General features: G+C 55.9%; 16 protein-coding genes and 1 riboswitch. Of the genes, 7 read left to right on the top strand and 9 right to left on the bottom strand.

Going from position 1 to position 18,070, the window contains the following annotated elements; genetic code table 11:
• Positions 1–271: 271 nt before the first annotated feature.
• A riboswitch (TPP riboswitch) is annotated at positions 272–370 on the top strand.
• 114 nt (positions 371–484) lie between these two features.
• From thiC to Q1A74_RS17810, 7 genes are all read left to right on the top strand, one after another.
• The gene (gene thiC / locus Q1A74_RS17840; protein ID WP_299599527.1) at positions 485–2,395 is read left to right on the top strand and encodes a phosphomethylpyrimidine synthase ThiC; all 1,911 of its coding nucleotides are present in this window, start codon (positions 485–487) and stop codon (positions 2,393–2,395) included.
• A gap of 186 nt (positions 2,396–2,581) precedes the next feature.
• Positions 2,582–3,661 (top strand): glycine oxidase ThiO, encoded by a 1,080-nt coding sequence (gene thiO, locus Q1A74_RS17835; RefSeq protein WP_299599525.1) that lies wholly within the window; start codon positions 2,582–2,584, stop codon positions 3,659–3,661.
• Positions 3,661–3,861 (top strand): sulfur carrier protein ThiS, encoded by a 201-nt coding sequence (gene thiS, locus Q1A74_RS17830; RefSeq protein WP_299599524.1) that lies wholly within the window; start codon positions 3,661–3,663, stop codon positions 3,859–3,861. The genes thiO and thiS overlap by 1 nt, the downstream gene beginning before the upstream one ends.
• Before the next feature lie 5 nt (positions 3,862–3,866).
• Entirely contained in the window at positions 3,867–4,682 is an 816-nt protein-coding gene (locus tag Q1A74_RS17825; protein WP_299599522.1) for a thiazole synthase, read from the top strand.
• Positions 4,679–6,229 (top strand): thiamine phosphate synthase, encoded by a 1,551-nt coding sequence (gene thiE / locus Q1A74_RS17820; protein ID WP_299599520.1) that lies wholly within the window; start codon positions 4,679–4,681, stop codon positions 6,227–6,229. The genes Q1A74_RS17825 and thiE overlap by 4 nt, the downstream gene beginning before the upstream one ends.
• A gap of 41 nt (positions 6,230–6,270) precedes the next feature.
• Complete coding sequence (locus Q1A74_RS17815; protein ID WP_299599518.1) at positions 6,271–7,035, top strand: HesA/MoeB/ThiF family protein; 765 nt, start codon at positions 6,271–6,273, stop codon at positions 7,033–7,035.
• Between the two features lie 53 nt (positions 7,036–7,088).
• A complete protein-coding gene (locus tag Q1A74_RS17810; RefSeq protein WP_299599516.1) occupies positions 7,089–7,514 on the top strand; it encodes a c-type cytochrome in 426 nt (141 codons plus the stop codon).
• Positions 7,515–7,544: 30 nt separating this feature from the next.
• Here Q1A74_RS17810 and Q1A74_RS17805 read toward each other — a convergent pair whose 3' ends face one another.
• From Q1A74_RS17805 to purM, 9 genes are all read right to left on the bottom strand, one after another.
• Entirely contained in the window at positions 7,545–7,781 is a 237-nt protein-coding gene (locus tag Q1A74_RS17805; RefSeq protein ID WP_299599514.1) for a hypothetical protein, read from the bottom strand.
• A 371-nt stretch (positions 7,782–8,152) separates the two neighbouring features.
• On the bottom strand, positions 8,153–9,376 hold the full coding sequence (locus tag Q1A74_RS17800) for an alginate export family protein (protein ID WP_299599512.1): 1,224 nt from the start codon (positions 9,374–9,376) through the stop codon (positions 8,153–8,155).
• Between the two features lie 147 nt (positions 9,377–9,523).
• Complete coding sequence (locus Q1A74_RS17795; RefSeq protein WP_299599510.1) at positions 9,524–10,414, bottom strand: ABC transporter ATP-binding protein; 891 nt, start codon at positions 10,412–10,414, stop codon at positions 9,524–9,526.
• A gap of 68 nt (positions 10,415–10,482) precedes the next feature.
• The gene (locus tag Q1A74_RS17790) at positions 10,483–11,487 is read right to left on the bottom strand and encodes an ABC transporter permease (protein ID WP_299599508.1); all 1,005 of its coding nucleotides are present in this window, start codon (positions 11,485–11,487) and stop codon (positions 10,483–10,485) included.
• Between the two features lie 101 nt (positions 11,488–11,588).
• On the bottom strand, positions 11,589–12,992 hold the full coding sequence (locus tag Q1A74_RS17785) for a CmpA/NrtA family ABC transporter substrate-binding protein (RefSeq protein WP_299599506.1): 1,404 nt from the start codon (positions 12,990–12,992) through the stop codon (positions 11,589–11,591).
• 710 nt (positions 12,993–13,702) lie between these two features.
• Complete coding sequence (locus tag Q1A74_RS17780; RefSeq protein WP_299599504.1) at positions 13,703–15,106, bottom strand: OmpP1/FadL family transporter; 1,404 nt, start codon at positions 15,104–15,106, stop codon at positions 13,703–13,705.
• Positions 15,107–15,334: 228 nt separating this feature from the next.
• Positions 15,335–16,120 (bottom strand): DUF3108 domain-containing protein, encoded by a 786-nt coding sequence (locus Q1A74_RS17775; RefSeq protein WP_299599502.1) that lies wholly within the window; start codon positions 16,118–16,120, stop codon positions 15,335–15,337.
• Between the two features lie 61 nt (positions 16,121–16,181).
• Positions 16,182–16,856 carry a phosphoribosylglycinamide formyltransferase gene (purN, locus tag Q1A74_RS17770; RefSeq protein WP_299599500.1) on the bottom strand — a complete coding sequence of 225 codons (675 nt, stop codon included), beginning with the start codon at positions 16,854–16,856 and terminating at the stop codon, positions 16,182–16,184.
• 7 nt (positions 16,857–16,863) lie between these two features.
• On the bottom strand, positions 16,864–17,928 hold the full coding sequence (gene purM / locus Q1A74_RS17765) for a phosphoribosylformylglycinamidine cyclo-ligase (protein WP_299599498.1): 1,065 nt from the start codon (positions 17,926–17,928) through the stop codon (positions 16,864–16,866).
• Positions 17,929–18,070: the final 142 nt, after the last annotated feature.

Below are 18,070 nucleotides of genomic sequence, written 5' to 3'. Positions count from 1 at the left end.
TACGCAGTAGTGATTCCTGAATCGACGGTGTCGGCGCAGGAAACAGGTTCGCAAGACTTTCGGCGAGAGGGACCTCGCGGAAGAGCCCCCATGGATGGGTTCACGGCGTGTCTTGCGAACCGTTTTCCGGTGGCGGCACCGCCACAAAACTAGCTACGAAGCGCCAAATACCACAAGATCTCCCACACGCCAAAATACGATTCGGGGCGCAAAACCAAACCTCAATCCCCCAATGACTTGTCCTTTCGGTCAAACTACCACTATACTCGGCCCCAACTTGTCGGAGCGCCTTAGGGCTGAGATCGCAGATGCGAGATCCGTTGAACCTGATCGGGGTAACCCCCGCGTAGGGAACAAGATCTGAATTCGCACCTCAAATTTTGAGTGGCTGTATTTTTCATGCACGCGCTCAAAATCTGCTCACCACTGCAATTCCGGCAAGCAATCCAAGGATCATAACGCCAGGAAACCGCAAGGGGTCAGCATGTCTCAAGTCGCCGAACCGCAACAGAAAGCCAATAAAAAAAGCCGCGCCGAGCAGCAGGAAAGCGCCAAAGAATTTCTCGACAACCTCACCGCACAACAATTCCCCAACTCCCGCAAAGTCTATTTGCAAGGAGAGCGCGAAGACGTAAAAGTCGGCGTTCGTGAAATTTGCCTCGGCCAAAGTCTTGTCGGCGGCGACGAAGAAAACCCCGTTTTTGAGCCCAATGAACCCCTGCAGGTTTACGACACCGCCGGCCCATACTCCGACCCCGACTACAAACCGAACGTCCGCGACGGCCTCCCCAAGCTGCGCCAGGGCTGGATCCAAGCCCGCGGCGATACCGAAGTCCTCGACACCCGCCAGGCCGCCTACAGCCAGAAACGCATGGCAGACCAGGGTCTCGACCATATCCGTTTCGACAACCTGCCGTACCCGCGCAAAGCCAAGCCCGGTAAAAACGTCTCCCAGATGCACTACGCCCGGCAGGGCATCATCACCCCCGAGATGGAATTTATCGCCATCCGCGAAAATATGGGCCGCGCACAACTGGCCGAGCAGCTTTCGGATACTGATTATCAAAAAGCCCGCGAAGGCATCTACATTCCAGAACAGATCACGCCAGAATTCGTGCGCCGCGAAGTCGCCGAAGGCCGCGCGATTATTCCCGCAAACATCAACCACACAGAGCTGGAACCGATGATCATCGGCCGCAATTTCCTGTGTAAAGTGAACGCCAATATCGGCAACTCTGCCATTACTTCTTCCATCGAAGAAGAAGTGGAAAAACTGGTATGGTCCATCAAATGGGGCGGCGACACCGTCATGGACCTCTCTACCGGCCAGAACATCCATGAAACCCGCGAATGGATTCTGCGCAATAGCCCGGTCCCCATCGGCACCGTACCGATTTACCAGGCTCTGGAAAAAGTGAATGGCGTCGCCGAAGACCTTAACTGGGAAGTCTTCCGCGATACCCTGATAGAACAGGCCGAGCAGGGCGTTGACTACTTCACCATTCACGCCGGCGTACTGCTGCGCTATGTCCCCATGACCGCCAAACGCGTCACCGGCATCGTCTCCCGCGGTGGCTCCATCATGGCCAAATGGTGCCTCGCTCATCACAAAGAAAACTTCCTCTACACCCACTTTGAGGACATTTGTGAAATCCTTAAAGCCTACGATGTCAGCTTCTCACTGGGTGACGGCTTGCGCCCCGGCTGTATCGCCGACGCCAACGACGAAGCCCAGTTCGGCGAACTGCACACCCTCGGCGAACTCACCGAAATCGCCTGGAAGCACGACGTCCAGACCATGATCGAAGGCCCTGGCCACGTTCCCATGCACAAAATCAAAGAAAACATGGACGAGCAACTGGAGCACTGTCACGGCGCTCCCTTCTATACCCTTGGCCCACTGACTACTGATATTGCCCCGGGTTACGACCACATCACCTCCGGCATCGGCGCCGCCATGATCGGCAGCATGGGCTGTGCCATGCTCTGCTACGTAACCCCCAAAGAACATTTGGGCCTGCCCAACAAAGAAGACGTAAAAGAAGGCCTCATGGCCTACAAGATCGCCGCCCACGCCGCCGACCTCGCCAAAGGCCACCCCCGCGCCTATAAACGCGACGACGCCCTCTCCAAGGCCCGTTTCGAGTTCCGCTGGGAAGACCAATTCAACCTCGGCCTCGACCCGGAACGCGCGCGCGTCTACCACGACGAAACCCTGCCCAAAGAATCCGGCAAAGTTGCGCACTTCTGCTCCATGTGTGGCCCAAAATTCTGCTCGATGAAAATCACCCAGGACGTACGCGAGTACGCTGCGAAGCAGGAAGCAGAAAAAGGGATGGAAGAAATGTCGATCAAGTTCAAAGATCTTGGCGCCGAGATTTATCACAAGGGATAACTCCGACGAGTTAGAAAGCACAAAGTTAGAAGCGAAGGCTGCGATGCGGGTAAGCCTTTGCCAGACCTTCTGCGAGAGGGACCTCGCAGAAGAGCCCCCATGGATGGGTTCACGGCGTGTCTGGCAAAGGCTTACCCGTAGCGCTGCCGCCCCGAGTTGCCCGAGCACGAACCCCGGAATTAAAACGTGGCACAAGCCAAATTAAAGATTGGAATTGCAGGAGCTGGCCTAATGGGCCGCCTACTAGCCTGGCGTTTGTCTGAAAAAGGCCACCAAGTAACCCTGTTCGATTCCGGCGGTCTGGAAAAACCTGCGGGCGCCTGCCACACCGCCGCCGGTATGATCTCGCCACTGTCCGAACTGTTCCACTGCCCACTCCCCATCTACCAACTGGGCATGCAAAGCCTGCAACACTGGCCGGAATGGGTAAGCCAACTGGAACAAGCGACTGGTACTCGCGTCGATTACCGACAAAAGGGCAGCATCCTCATCGCCCACCCACAAGACCGCAACGAACTCCTGCAATTCCAACAGGAACTCAACGCAAAACTGGGCTCAGATAAGCACGACCAACTGCAATGGCTCGACAACAAGCACCTGCGAGACCTGGAACCCGAACTCGACCGCTTCGATCAAGGCCTTTACCTCGCCACCGAAGCCGACATAGACAACCGCAAACTACTGCCTGTATTGCTCAAAGTACTGAAGCAAAACGAAATCGAAATTCGAGAAAATACCTCGGTAGATTGCGCCCCGAAAGCAATTCACACCAAAAACGGCAGCGAAGTTTTTGACCTTGTCATTGATGCCCGCGGTCTCGGCGCTAAACAGCAGATCAGCGGCCTGCGCGGCGTCCGCGGCGAAGTCATGGTGGTAGAAACCCCGGAAGTGCAACTAAACCGCCCCGTGCGCCTGCTGCACCCCAGGTATCAACTCTACGCCGTACCCAGAGCCAACAACCAGACCATCATCGGAGCGACCGAGATCGAAAGTGAAGATAGGAGCCCTATCTCCCTGCGCTCCACCATGGAACTCTCCAGCGCACTCTATTCGATTCACCCTGCGTTCGCCGAAGCCCGGGTCATCGAAACCCGCGTCAATTGCCGTCCAGCCACCATGGACAATTTGCCGGTCGTGGAGCGCGAGCCGGGCCTGATCCGAATCAACGGGCTGTTTCGCCACGGCTACCTGCTGGCGCCCGCGCTGGTAATCCAGGCCGAAACTGAAATTTCCCAATTAACCCAAGCGACAGAACAGGTGAGCTGATGCAACTACTGGTCAACGGTGAAACCATCACCGCCAATGAAAGCGACACCGTCGCCGAAATTCTGCAGAAACTGGGGTATACCGGAGAAACCTTTGCGGTCGCCTGCAACGGCTACTTTGTGCCACGCGGCACTTATGGGGATACGCCACTCAAGGCTGGCGATAATCTCGATATCGTCGCCCCAGTGGTAGGAGGATAAACACAATGGACAAGCTGAAACTTTACGGCAAAGAATTCGATAGCCGTTTACTGGTGGGCACCGCGCTCTATCCGTCGCCGGCAATTATGCGCGAATCCGTTGCCGCCTCGGGTTCCGAAATTATCACCCTGTCCCTCCGGCGCCAGAGTCCTGAACAGCAGCAGGGCAAGATGATCTGGGACTATATCCAGGAATCCGGCTGCCAGTTATTGCCCAATACCGCCGGTTGCAAAACCCCGAAAGAAGCCATCGCGCTGGCAGAGATGAGCCGGGAAATATTCGGCACTGACTGGCTCAAGCTGGAAGTGATCGGCGACGACTACAACCTGCAGCCTGACCCGTTCGGATTGATCGAAGCGGCGCGGGAGCTGGTCAAACGCGGTTTCAAAGTATTGCCTTACACCACCGACGACCTGGTGGTGTGCCGCAAATTACTGGACGTGGGGTGCGAAGTACTCATGCCCTGGGGTTCGCCGATTGGCACCGGCCGCGGCCTGATGAATAAATACAACCTGCAGACCCTGCGCGAGCGCCTGCCAGACACCCCGCTGATTATCGATGCCGGGATCGGCGCGCCGTCGCAAGCCTGTGAAGCCATGGAAATGGGCTTTGATGCGGTATTGCTGAACACCGCCATCGCCAAGGCACAGGCCCCGGTATTGATGGCCGAGTCCTTCAAGCTCGCCATACAGTCCGGTCGCGCCGCGCGAAACTCGGGTCTGATGCTGAAACGCCAGACCGCCAGCCCCAGCACGCCCACACTGGATATGCCGTTCTGGCAGCAGACTGTGAGCGCAGGCAAAGAAGGTGAGAGTGTATGAACGATACCGAACAGCAGCGGTCGACTGTCTGGGCCATCGCCGGCAGTGATTCCGGTGGTGGTGCGGGTATTCAGGCAGATCTACTGACCATGCATGATCTGGGCGTACACGGTTGCAGCGCCATTACCGCCAATACCGCTCAGAACACCCTCGGCGTACCCGCCATCAATGCAGTATCCGATGAGGTACTGCAATCGCAGCTGGAGGCGCTGCTCGCCGATCTCAAGCCGGCGGCTATCAAGATTGGCCTTCTGGCAAACGCGGGGCAGGTTCGTCTGGTAGCGCAATTCCTGCGCGAGCTGAAGTCCAGCGGCGAGACCACCCCCGTGATCTACGATCCGGTCGCCGTCGCCACCAGCGGCGCGCAGTTGACCGAAGATAGCACCGGCGCTGCCGTATTGACCGAGCTGCTGCCACTGTGCGATCTGATCACGCCCAACAGCATCGAGCTGGAATGGTTGGCGGGGGCAGGCGCTGAGAACGCAGAAGCGATTCTCAAGGCTGCCCACAAGGTGCGGGGCGACCATGTTGCGGCACTGTTGGTGACCGGTGGCCATTTTGAAATAGAACCGGGCACCACGGCAGATCTGCTGTGCACGGGCTCCAGTGAGGCCCCAAGCAACGATTGGCTTATCGGTAAAAAAATCGACACCCGCAACGCCCACGGCACCGGCTGCACCCTGTCGTCGGCCATCGCCGCATTGCTGGCGCTCGGTTATCCACTCAAAGACGCCTGCGTGGTGGCCAATGCCTACGTGCGCCGCGGACTGCGTTTGGGTAACAGTGATCATATTGGTGCCGGCCCGGGCCCGGTGGGGCACTGCGGCTGGCCCACAGAATTGCAGGACTTTCCCGAGGTGCTGGTCGCCGGTAGCGAGCGAGCAAAATCATTCGCTATCTTCGATGAAAAAGCGGCGGCTTGTTTTGCGGCTGAATTTGCCCAACCGGATTCCCACCAGCTAGGACTGTACCCGGTTGTGGAAACCGTGGAGTGGATCGAGAAACTGGCGGAAGAGGGCGTGCGTACCCTGCAATTGCGTATCAAGCATCCGGGCAGTGATCTGAGCGCACAGATTGAGCGCGCCGTCGCCATCGGTCGCCGCTACGACCTGCGCTTGTTTATCAACGACTACTGGCAGCTCGCTATCGAGTGCGGGGCTTATGGGGTACACCTGGGGCAGGAAGACCTGCAAACTGCCGATCTTAGGGCTATCCAGCAGGCGGGGCTGAAGCTCGGCATCAGCACCCACGGTTTTTTCGAACTGCTGTATGCCCATCAACACCGGCCCAGCTACCTGGCCATCGGTGCCATCTACGCTACCAATACCAAGGATATGAGCGGCCAACTGCAAGGGCCCCGCAAGCTCGCGCGCATGGCGGCACTACTGCCCGACTATCCGCTGGTGGCCATTGGCGGTATCAATCTCGAGCGGGCACCGGCGGTGGCCGAAAGCGGCGTGGGCAGTATCGCTGTGGTGACCGCAGTAACCCAGGCCCCCGACTACCGCGTCGCTGTGGCACAATTGCGTGCAGTGATCGATCAATAGTCGTTGAATTGTTGAAACATACTGTCGAGAGAAGCCGAGCCGTGTTGAGTCGTAAACAGCTACAGCGTTACAGCCGCCAGATCATGTTGCCGCAGATTGGAGAGGCGGGGCAGGAAAAACTGGGTACTGCGCGGGTGCTGATTGTCGGCCTCGGCGGTCTCGGCAGCCCAGCGGCACTCTATCTTGCCGCGGCGGGCATCGGCGAGCTGCATCTGGTGGACGGCGACAAGGTGGAGATCTCCAATCTGCAGCGCCAGGTACTCTACAAAACCAATCACCGGGACAAGGACAAGGCCCAGGTGGCGGCGCAGCAGTTGACCGCTGCCAACCCGGAAATCCGCCTTCACTCGCACTGCCGTATGGCCGACGAAGGTTGGCTCACCAGCTTGCTATCCAATCAGCCATTCGACCTGGTGCTGGACTGCACCGACAATCTCAACATCCGCCATACCATCAATCGTGTGTGCCGGGCACAGACAGTGCCGGTGGTAATGGCCTCGGTGCGGGGCTTTTCCGGACAGCTGGTAAGCTTTGATTTTCGTGCAGAAGAAAGCCCCTGCTACGCCTGCCTGTTCCCACCGGCGGCTGAGCAAAGCGATCTGCCGGAAGCCGAAAACTGCTCCACGGTAGGTGTGATTGGCCCGGCGCTAGGGATGATTGGCAGCGCGCAGGCGCTGGAGGCGATCAAGCTGATCGTGGGCATGCCGGTAACCAGTTTGAGTAAATTGCAGCTGTTCGAGGCTGCCAGTCTGGAGTGGCGCGCACTGACCCTGCCAAAAAACAGCACTTGCCCCGTTTGCGGATAACCAGTACAACTGGACGATACGAATAAACAAGCAAACAAAAAAGAGGGCGTACCTTGTCTGCACACACGTTTCCCCGCGCGTTCGCCGCGATGGCCTTTAGCGCGCTACTTTTCGGCTGTACCGAAAAATCTTCAGAAATGGTGACGCCTGAAAAAGCGTCTCAGGAAGCCGCAGTTCAGGAAATGACTGATCAGGAAGTGGAGACACAACCGGTCACTGAAGTGGATGCCGCGCATATTTCGCCGAAGCTGCTGGAGACCTACCAGCAGACCTGCGGCAGTTGTCACGAGAAAGGGCTGGTGGGTGCGCCCATCACTGGCGATGCGGAAGCCTGGAAGCCGCGCTTGGCGAAGGGGATGGATACCATGGTCAAGCACGCCCGGGACGGCTTTAATACGATGCCGCCCGCCGGGCTTTGCTTCCACTGCTCCGATGAAGACTACGCAGCGCTGATCACCTATATGTCCACCGCCAAGTAGCCTCGCCAAGAGTGTATTGCGAACTCGCGATCAGCGAGCTGCAATTTGTACCGCGTTCAGTAACTGCGCATACTGACCGGTAATCACATTCATATTCCGCAGCATGATGTCGGTGGTGCCGGTGATCACATGGATCTGCCGGGCCTCCGACATCTGCATCTCTCCATCAAAGCCGCGGCTGGCGTAACTCAAGTGACCCTGGGTTTTCAGCAGGTTGCGGGTGATATCCGGTGTGTTCAGTGGGCTTTCCAGCAGGAAGGTCAGCATCTGTTCAAACTCCGCCAGGTCCTCATACAGTAAGCGCGTTCCGTCGCTCCCCCCCCCGAATACTGGGCCACATAATTTTTTGCAGTACGTTGGGACAGCATGCGTTGTCGCTCGGCGATATTAATGGCATCGCCCATACTGAACCCGACGGTAGTTAAGTCATCTGTCGTTGCAGGTTTGGCGGCGAAGACCTGTCCAGTGCCGAGTATGAGCAGCAGGATCAGGGGCAAAGCGTATTGCATACTCACTTTCCTGAATGAGAATTGGATGAGTAAAGGAAGCGGTGGGGAGGGGGAAAAAGTCCCGGCCTTGCGGCCGGGTAAATACTCAACGAGTGATGCAAATTAAACCCTGTGAGTGGCTTCTTCCCGTTAGAATTTGGCTGCGGCAGTGAGCCAGAGTTTGTCGGTGTCTACGCTGAAATCGTCAGCGCTGAAACTGCTGTACTTCATACTCAGATTCACACCAGACAGATTCCCCGCAACCAGAAGGCCCGCTTCACTGCCCAGTTTATCCATACCGGATACGCCGCTGTCGTCGGAGCTCAGCTGGTGGTAATTAAATGCAAACTTGACGCCCCCAACGCTGGTGCCCACAGACAGGTACACATCTTCAATACCGCCGGCGATATTACCCGTACCGCCACCGAGGAATTTGTCAGTCCAGCCCTGGAATTTGTGCAGGGTGGCCAGCGGAGTAATGAACTGTCCGTCTGCGCCGTCGGCACCCAGCAATTCATAGCCGCCGGAGATAGTGATGGCGCCCAACTTGTAGCTGCCTTCTGCCAATACGTAGTCTGCGTCGTAGTCAGCAGGGTTGTTGGCTGCGGAGGACTGTGTGGCATATTCCAGCGCGTAGGAGAGGTCGCCCTGGCCACCGGCAAAGCGCACGCCGTAGGTGTCGGTAGAGAAGGCCGCGGCGTCTTCGTTGTCGATCAGATAAGCGTAACCGCTGAGTGTACCCGCAGACAGGCCTGCGTATTTACCGTTCAGCAGGTAGGTATCGTTGGTGTGATCGCCCACCGGGCTGTCTTCACCAAAAATCCGATTGACGTTGCTGACCCGCGCCAGGAACAGGGTGGTATCGGCGAGACTGGTGTTGGTCACACTGAAGGCGTCGTAGGTCTGTTCATTCTGACGGAAGCCGACACCACCCACGAAACGTTGGTTGTCCAGCAGGATACGCTGACGTCCGTATTTAAAGGTGGTCGCGCCATTGGCGTAGGCAAGGTAGGCCTGGTTCACTTCGGTACCTTCCGGATCGCCCACGCCGCCTTCAAATTCGGTGATGTGCGTAACATCGTCCATTTCGATCAAGGTACTGAAACCTTCGTAGGCGGCTGAAGAGAAGGTCAGCCGTGTTTGCAGGCTGGTCAGATCCACATCGCTACCGTCTACATCTACAAATTCTGAGCGAGCGCGGAAGCCCAGGGTCACATCCCCCTGAGATAGCGCATCGGCGATGCTGGTGACTTCCGGGGCCTGCTGGTCGGACATTTCCTGGGCGAATACAGGCGCTGCGGCCATGGTACCAATGGTCAGTGCCAGCAGATTTTTACACAGTGAAGATTGGGAAAATTGTTTTTGGTTTTTCATATTGTTTTCCTGTTAAGGCGTTTAAAAACAAGTCAGAAGTTGTTTCCCTTGTTGAAACTTTCGGAATTCAGGCAAGGGGGGAGCCTACCGTCACCGAATCTGGTATCGGAAGGTACTGCGATGTTCGAAAATTTGGACGTTAAGTTTTCAGGCTGCGTCTTCCACCGCTTCTTTCTGCGCGTTGCGTGCCTTGGCGTTTGCCGCTGCCTGCTGAGAACTGGATTTGGGCTGTGCAGATTTTTTGATTGGCACGTCGGGTTTGCTATGGCGTTCATGCAGGAACTTAAGCACCTTGGACCGGTACTGGTTGTACAGTGGATTGTCCGCCAGTTCCAAGCGGTGCCGCGGGCGCTCAAGATCGACTTCCAGAATCTCGCCAATCGTAGCAGCAGGGCCGTTGGTCATCATCACGATACGGTCCGACAGCAATACTGCTTCGTCTACATCGTGGGTGATCATGATGACGGTGTTGTTCAGTTCCGCCTGAATCTCCATGAGTGAATCTTGCATGTGCGCGCGGGTGAGTGCATCCAGCGCACCAAACGGTTCATCCATTAGCAGTACCTTGGGCTGCATGGCCAGGGCGCGGGCGATACCCACACGCTGCTTCATACCGCCGGAGATTTCCCCCGGGCGCTTGTGCATGGCGTGGCTCATGTGCACCAGATCCAGGTTGTATTCGATCCACTGGCGCATTTCCGCTTTGGATTTACTGCTGCCAAATACCTGCTTCACTGCCAGTTCTACGTTTTCGTACGCACTCAGCCAGGGCAGTAGTGAGTGATTTTGAAAAACCACCGCCCGTTCTGGACCGGGCTCCGTTACTTCTTTGCCATTCAGAATGACGCCGCCCCGGGTAGCCTGGTACAGGCCGGCTACCACATTCAAAACGGTGGATTTTCCACAGCCGGAGTGACCGATCAGTGATACAAACTCACCTTGGGAAATTTTCAGGTCCACATCCCGCAGGGCGGTAAACGGGCCCTTGGGGGTCGGAAACTCCATATCAATATGGCTGATGTCGAGAAGTACGCTCATTGTTCTACTCTCCGTAATATGTCTGCAATTATCCGTAAAAATGTTGTCTGTCGGCCAGGGCGCCGCAGCTACTGGCTGGCAGAATCGTCCCACGACACCAGTTTTTGCAGGACCAGCATACCGCGGTCCAACAGGAAGCCGATTACGCCGATGACCAGTACCGCAGCCATAATACGGGCGAGAGAGTTGGAACTGCCGTTTTGAAACTCATCCCACACGAATTTTCCGAGACCGGGGTTTTGCGCCAGCATTTCCGCAGCGATCAGCACCATCCAGGCCACACCCAGAGACAAACGCATACCAGTAAAAATCATGGGTACGGAGGCAGGCAGTACAATTTTCTGTACATGGCGGAGGGCCGGCAGGCGCAGTACCTTACTTACATTGATCAGGTCTTTATCGATGCCGGCAACGCCGACTGCGGTATTGATCACCATCGGCCAGAGACAACACAGTGTGACGGTGATCAGCGATACCAGAAACGATTTGGCAACGATAGGATCCGGGGTAGCGTAGAGCGCCGAGACTACCATGGTTACCAGTGGCAGCCAGGCCAGTGGCGAAACCGGTTTGAATACCTGAATAATTGGGTTGATGGCGCTGTTTAGGGTTTTACTGAGGCCGATGGCGATACCAAGTGGAATGGCTATCACAACCGCCAGTAGAAAACCGCTCATGACCGTGATCAGGCTCGTAATAATCTGATCGAGAAAGGTTTCCTTGCCGGTGTAGGCGCGGACCTTCGGCTCATAGTTCGGGTCTTTCGCCACACGCTCCGCGTTGCGTTTTTCCTGACGCTCGTAAAACGCCTGTTCTTTATTCCGCGAACGTTGATGTTCGTCGTACAGGGAGTTGAACTGCTCCATTACAGCGGCCGGCCCGGGAAATTTACCCAGGGAAGTATCAATATTCTGCGCGGTGATGGACCACAGCAGCAGGAAAGCGAGAATGCCGGCCAGCGGCAGGGCGACCAGTCGAATGGCGCCACTGACAAGCGTTCCGTTAAAGACTTCGCTCAGTTGCGGCAGTTTGAAGCCTGCTAATTTTGTGGCATTCACAGTGGTGGTATTCATTCCTGTTACCTCTGCACACGGGTTGAGTATTTTGTGTGAGCTTTATTCTTTTCTGGGAAGCGCTGACTGTGAGAGCCGGTCAGCGCTTTGCTCTGTTCGCGTTAAAGCTTCTGTCCGGACTTCAGGCCAATGGCGAATTTTTCGATGTATTCATTGGGCTTTTGGCCGTTGTAGACGATGCCGTCGATAAAGTGGGTCTGGGGGTTGCGGTAGCCGTCTTCGGTAGTGAAGTCCGGGAACTGTTCAGCAGCGGCCAGTTTCTCTTCGATCAGGGATTTGGCGGCTGCGGCATAGATGTCCGGGCGGTAAACCTTGGCTGCGAGCTCCTTGTACCAAGCATCGGGCTTGTCTTCAGAGATCTGGCCCCAGCGACGCATTTGGGTGAGGTACCAGATGGCGTCGGAGTAGTAGGGATAGGTGGCGTTGTATCGGAAGAACACGTTGAAGTCCGGTACTTCGCGCTTATCACCTTTCTCGTATTCGAAAGTACCGGTCATGCTGTTGGCAATCACCTCGTAATCGGCACCTACATAATTGGATTGCGACAGGATTTTCACCGCTTCCGGGCGGTTCGCGTTGTTGTTTTCATCCAGCCACATGGCGGCACGGATCAATGCACGGGTGACACGTACGGTGGTGTTCGGGTATTTTTCGGCAAATTCTTTGGTGATTCCGAAGACTTTTTCCGGGTTGTCTTTCCAGATTTCATAATCGGTTACTACCGGCACACCGATACCCTTGAATACGGCCTGCTGATTCCAGGGTTCCCCTACGCAATAGCCATAGATGGTGCCGGCCTCGAGGGTAGCGGGCATTTGCGGCGGCGGGGTCACTGATAGCAGTGCGTCGGCGTCAATTTGCCCTGAGGTATCCCCTTTGTGCGGAGCGTAAAATCCAGGGTGAATACCGCCGGCGGCGAGCCAGTAACGCAGCTCATAGTTATGGGTGGATACAGGGAATACCATGCCCATATTGAACGGCTTGCCTTCCTCTTTGTACTTCTCGACCACTGGTTTCAGGGCATCCGCTTTGATCGGGTGTACCGGGCGACCATCATCCATTTTGGGGATGTTTGGTTTCATTTCGTCCCAGATGGCGTTGGAAACGGTAATCCCGTTGCCGTTCAGGTCCATGGAAAATGGGGTGATAATGTCGGCTTTGGTTCCAAACCCCATGGTGGCGGCAATAGGCTGGCCGGCCAGCATGTGGGCGCCATCGAGGCGTCCGTCGATCACACCGTCCAGCAGTACTTTCCAGTTGGCCTGGGCTTCAATAGTGACGTAAAGACCTTCATCTTCAAAAAAGCCTTTTTCATAGGCCACGGCGATGGGCGCCATATCAGTAAGTTTGATAAAGCCAAAGGTGAGCTCTTCTTTTTCCGGGTAGCCGAGTTCTTCCGCATTGACGGAAGCAACACCGCCGGAGACTCCCACGGCTAGCGCCAGTGAAGCGGTGATTTTTTTTAAGGGCTTTTTCCACTGCATGGTAATTGTGCTCCTGATCATTTCTAAAGGTTCAGTTTTGTATCTTCGAAAAATCGTGGCCAAAAAAAAGCGCCCACCGATAACCTATCTCCAGGGATAGGATCGGTGAGCGCCTCTGCTCAAGGGCATTCGCGGAGCGATGCCAGACTGATTGTTATCCGGGCGACAGTTTGCCCGGCAGGTCAACGGAATTGGCTAGTTGAAATTGTTCGTGGAAATCAATGGGCTCGAAGAGCGGGTTGATTTCGGTGCGGAATTTAAATTCCGCGTTTGCCAGAGGTATTGCAGGCTCTGTGCCAACTTTTCGCGGGAGATGAGGATGGACTGGATATTGATGACCAGCAGGTGATGGAAGTGCGCGTAGGATGTGGAGGCGGAAGTGGATCTCAAGCCCTTGTATTTAAACAAGAAATAATAGATTTGTGTGTGGTGCCAGGGCCCAGTTTAAGGCCTGAAAAATTGATACGGAAAGGATTGTGTTAAGGATAAATATGACGCCAACTCGTTTTTCCCTGACGAACTTCCTCGCATCCCGTCTACTTTTTCGGAGTCTAGCGGGGTGCGGCGCGCGCTGTAGTGGAAAAAATTTGGTGCATGAATAAAGTCGGTCAGTGCGCTTTCGGTGCGGCACATGGACTCGATTTGGTGCGTACGCGTTCAAAACGCGCACAATCCAAAAAAAAGGCCGGGCATATCGCCCGGCCTGCAAGCAAGTTCTGACGAAAATTGCTTCAGAAGCTGTAGTTCAGGGATGCACCAAGGAGCCACGCTTCCAGGTTGGTGGTACCGCCATCGAAGTAGGTGGGCAGTGGGTTGCTGGTAAATTCCTGAATGGGTTCATCATCACCCCACAGGTAGGCCAGACCACCATCAATGCTCATTTTGTTGTTGAACTCGTAGGTGCCGCCAAAAGTTACCCAGTTTCGGCTTGCGTCAGGGATAGACAGTGTTCTCCAGGTAACATCAAAACCGGTGGCCAGAGTCTCATCTTCATTGAGGCCATCACGCGCGGCACCGTTGTCGTAGGCGTAACCTACGCGCCAGGTGACTTCTTCACAGGGGTAGTACTCCACGCCCAGGCTATAACGCCATCCGCTTTTGAAATTCTCTTCTTTGATCAGCAGCGGGTTGTAGTCGACCGGTACGGTTCCATTCGGTGGCTGATCTGGGAAGTAGGCTTCCAGGCGTTCGAAGTCATCCCAGTCCGTCCACATGGCTCCGAAGGCTACGCCCCATTCGTTGTTGAAGCGGTGATAAATGCCAAGCTCGAAGGTGTCGGGGAGGTCCAGGGTCAGATTTGCCGGCTCATTGTGTAATGTGTTTGGCAAATTGTTAAAGTCCGGAAGGAAGTCGGAATCGACATCGGCGTCAATTTCCGGATCCAGTTCGGACTGATACGAAATGCCGATGTGGGTGCGACCATCCACACTGCGCCACAGGCCGCCGATACTCCATCCATAGTCCCAATCATCGCCTTCCGCATCCAGCAATTTGTTGTTGGACAGGTTGGGGGCGAGGGCGAAATCAGCTGGAACCTTGCTGTTCAGTGTGGCGTCGGCATACAGGAAGTTCACGGAAACACCGATGCTGAACTGGTTATTCCAGTCAAACGCCACCGATGGAGCGATATTGACGCTGAGCAGTTCTGTCTGGTCGGCAATGTGGGTTACTGGCCAGGCGCCAGCGAAATCTGTTTCCAGGCCGTAATCGGTGTTGAGCGCGAGACCAAACGACCAGCAGTCATCAAAGGGCACTGCCAGGTAGGCGTTGGGTACAAACGCGCTGCTGGCATAGTCGTCGGCTTCGTCATAAACCGAAAATTGTGCCGGCTGGCCAGTTGCCGGGTCCTGGAAGAAGTAGGTTGTTGTACCCGCCGCGTCAATTTCCGGGTTTACGTAGGTTCCGCCCACGGAGAACGCCATTTCGTTGAACAGCGCTGAGCCGGCCGGGTTGCGGGCGAGAATTGCGGCGTTGTCTCCAATGGCATTTTCCGCGGCAAACGCGCGGCCGAGGCCAGAGGTGCTGGATTCTTGAAGGGCAAAGCCCGCGGCTAGGGCACCGCTGGAAAAAGCACCGCCGCATACGGAGCAGATCGCCGTGGCTAATGCGGCTTTACGCAAATTTTTGATAGTCATGAGGTCCCACTCTATTGCTGAAAAATATGCCAGCGGGAAAATGGCCCAATACTGGCGAAGAAGCTTTTCCAGAAAGTTTTTGCTTCGAGCAAACAAATTCCCAGTAGCTTGATTCTAGCAGTGCGATTTTTACGCACGGGGAGAATGCGACGACTTTATAGTGGCCTGTAGCGGAAAAATCTACGGGTTGTCGTAAATTTTTTGGAGGATGTGAAAAATTTTTTCTAATTAATTCTTCGCGATGATTTCTTCGCCATCAATGGAGAGTTTTGTCAGGGTGATTTGGTAGCTTTTGCCATTATCTTCCTGCTGAATAAGCTTTACCAGGGCGTAATTCCACTCAGGAGCAAACCAGATATTGGTGACGCGCTCTGCATCCCCTTCACGCACGCGCTCCACCTTGACGGTTTCGATCATGCCCATTGGCGTTTTGATATTTTCGGTTCCGGCGATGCGGAATTTATATTCACGAATTTTTTTGCCGTCGGCCACTTTGTAGTGAAGCGGCGTTTTTTTGTTGGCGACATCCATGGCCAATTGCAGCTGGTAACTGATCTTGTCCTGAATATTCACGGGGGCTTTCTCGATACTGCGGGCCTTGTCGTAAATATTGACCACACGACGGGCGTTGTCTTCAAAGCTCAGTGCGGTATGGCGATCTTTGCCTAGGCCGGATTTCTGGTAGTCGTAGTGCTGGGGTACCAGTTGTTCGCCCCGTTGGGCGAAGCGCGAGTACTCTTCGATTTTGGCGAACATGGAGTGGGCGGAAAAATCCAGCCGCCAGCTGGCAGGGGTGCCGCTTAGTTTGCGCTCTGCAGTTACACCGAAGCCACTGAATTCGGCTTCGTAAGTTGCGGAGAAGGGAAGCAGAACCTTGGCGGAGCTCGATGTGGTTTCGGCAACTGGTTCAGCGTGGGCGGGTGGTGCCACTGTCATAACGAAAAGGAGAGAGAAGAGGGCGCAGCTAATTACTGATTTGGTGCGTGCGTGCTTGATCTGTATGTAGTTGGACAAGGTGCCACCTCCGGCCTGAAATTCTGATTCCATGATTCAGGCCGAAAGTGTAGTCGGCCCGTCAGTCGAGACGTTTGCCGCTGCGGGGCAGCAGTTCGCCATCCAGCTCGGCGCGATCGCCGGCCATCTTCAGCCGCCCCTGGGCAAACCAACTGGCGGCCAGTGGGTACATCTTATGTTCCAGTACCTGAACACGTTGTGAAAGTGTTGCTTCGGTGTCGTCGGCCTCAACCGGAACTGCTGCCTGTAGTACTGGTGGGCCGCCATCCAGCTCTTCTGTGACAAAGTGTACTGTTGCCCCGTGCTCGCTGTCACCGGCATCCAGCGCGCGCTGGTGGGTGTGCAGGCCCTGGTACTTGGGCAACAGAGACGGGTGAATGTTCAACATGCGGCCACTGTAGTGGCGCACGAAGTCGGGAGTGAGGATACGCATGAAGCCCGCCAGTATCACCAGATCGGGCTGGTGGGCGTCGATGCGCTTTACCATGGCCTGGTCGAAACTGTCGCGATCGGGGAAATCACGGTGGCTCAGAACGTCGGTGGGGACACCGGCGTTCTGAGCGCGTGTGAGGCCGTAGGCATCCGCTTTATTGCTGATGACGGCTTCAACGGTGTAGTCGCAGTCGCTGGTAGCGGCGGCGTCGAGAAACGCTTGCAGGTTGGTGCCGCTGCCGGAAATCAGCACAACAACACGACATTTGGGGGAAGCTGCCCCCAATGGAGATTGAGTGGACATCGTCGGCTTAGAGTCCCTGCAGCTCGACCGCTTCAGCGCTGGAATCTGTCGCTGTTTCAATACTGCCCACAATAAAGGCTTCTTCGCCGAGCGCTTTGAGTTTGGCGACAGCCTTGTCCGCTTCAGAGGCGGGCACACAGATCACCATGCCCACACCGCAGTTGAAGGTGCGGTACATCTCGCGGCCTTCGATATTACCGGCCTCTTGCAGCCAGCGGAAAACTGGCGGCAGTGCCCAGCTGTTGGTGTCGATTACCGCACGGGCGTTTTCAGGCAGTACCCGCGGCAGATTTTCCAGCAAGCCGCCACCAGTGATGTGGCTCAGGGCATTGACCTGAACTTCTTTCATCAGCGACAGCAGGCTTTTCACATAGATGCGTGTGGGTGCCATCAGGGACTCGGCGAGGGTTTTGCCGTCCAGGTCTTTCTGCAGGTCGGCACCGCTGATTTCGAGCACCTTGCGGATCAGGGAGTAGCCGTTGGAGTGGGGGCCGGAGGCGCCGAGGGCGATCAGCTTGTCGCCGGCCTGGACTTTGGAGCCGTCGATAATCTCGGACTTCTCCACCACGCCGACACAGAAGCCGGCCAGATCGTAGTCGTCACCTTCGTACATGCCTGGCATTTCGGCGGTCTCACCACCGACCAGAGCAGCGCCGGCCAGCTCGCAGCCTTTGCCGATACCAGCCACAACATCGGCCGCGATATCCACATTCAGCTTGCCGGTGGCATAGTAATCGAGGAAGAACAGTGGCTCGGCACCGGCTACCACCAGATCATTGACACACATGGCCACCAGGTCGATACCGATGGTGTCGTGGATTCCCAGATCCATCGCAAGGCGCAACTTGGTGCCGACACCATCGGTGCCAGAGACCAGAACTGGCTGTTTGTAGCCGCTCGGCAGCTCGCACAGGGCGCCAAAGCCGCCCAGGCCACCCATCACTTCCGGGCGCGCTGTGCGCTTGGCCACATGCTTGATGCGCTCAACGAGAGCGTTGCCTGCGTCGATATCGACACCGGCGTCTTTGTAGCTGAGGGAGGGGCTGGAGGAGTTCGGCTTAGAGTCGCTCATGGTTCAACCTGTAAAGGGCCTGTTTGGAAGGGCGCGTATTCTAGTGGAAAATTGCATGAATGTGCGAACTGAAGGCTGGGAGAAACAGCCGACACTGATACAATAGCCGGTAATTGACCGCCGGGGCCCGTCTTCGGCGCTT

Source organism: uncultured Microbulbifer sp., from assembly GCF_947504145.1.
Taxonomy (GTDB): domain Bacteria; phylum Pseudomonadota; class Gammaproteobacteria; order Pseudomonadales; family Cellvibrionaceae; genus Microbulbifer.
The sequence above is the reverse complement of the archived record's forward strand: the minus strand, read 5'-3'. Positions and strand labels throughout refer to the sequence as shown.

Bases quoted from the DNA above. Each gene is read 5' to 3' on its own strand.
- Q1A74_RS17795 (WP_299599510.1), bottom strand. From the start codon at position 10,414: ATGAGCGTACTTCTCGACATCAGCCATATTGATATGGAGTTTCCGACC.
- Q1A74_RS17790 (WP_299599508.1), bottom strand. From the start codon at position 11,487: ATGAATACCACCACTGTGAATGCCACAAAATTAGCAGGCTTCAAACTG.
- thiS (WP_299599524.1), top strand. From the start codon at position 3,661: ATGCAACTACTGGTCAACGGTGAAACCATCACCGCCAATGAAAGCGAC.
- Q1A74_RS17805 (WP_299599514.1), bottom strand. From the start codon at position 7,781: ATGCTGACCTTCCTGCTGGAAAGCCCACTGAACACACCGGATATCACC.
- Q1A74_RS17800 (WP_299599512.1), bottom strand. From the start codon at position 9,376: ATGAAAAACCAAAAACAATTTTCCCAATCTTCACTGTGTAAAAATCTG.
- purN (WP_299599500.1), bottom strand. From the start codon at position 16,856: ATGTCCACTCAATCTCCATTGGGGGCAGCTTCCCCCAAATGTCGTGTT.
- purM (WP_299599498.1), bottom strand. From the start codon at position 17,928: ATGAGCGACTCTAAGCCGAACTCCTCCAGCCCCTCCCTCAGCTACAAA.
- Q1A74_RS17825 (WP_299599522.1), top strand. From the start codon at position 3,867: ATGGACAAGCTGAAACTTTACGGCAAAGAATTCGATAGCCGTTTACTG.
- thiC (WP_299599527.1), top strand. From the start codon at position 485: ATGTCTCAAGTCGCCGAACCGCAACAGAAAGCCAATAAAAAAAGCCGC.
- Q1A74_RS17785 (WP_299599506.1), bottom strand. From the start codon at position 12,992: ATGATCAGGAGCACAATTACCATGCAGTGGAAAAAGCCCTTAAAAAAA.
- Q1A74_RS17780 (WP_299599504.1), bottom strand. From the start codon at position 15,106: ATGACTATCAAAAATTTGCGTAAAGCCGCATTAGCCACGGCGATCTGC.
- thiE (WP_299599520.1), top strand. From the start codon at position 4,679: ATGAACGATACCGAACAGCAGCGGTCGACTGTCTGGGCCATCGCCGGC.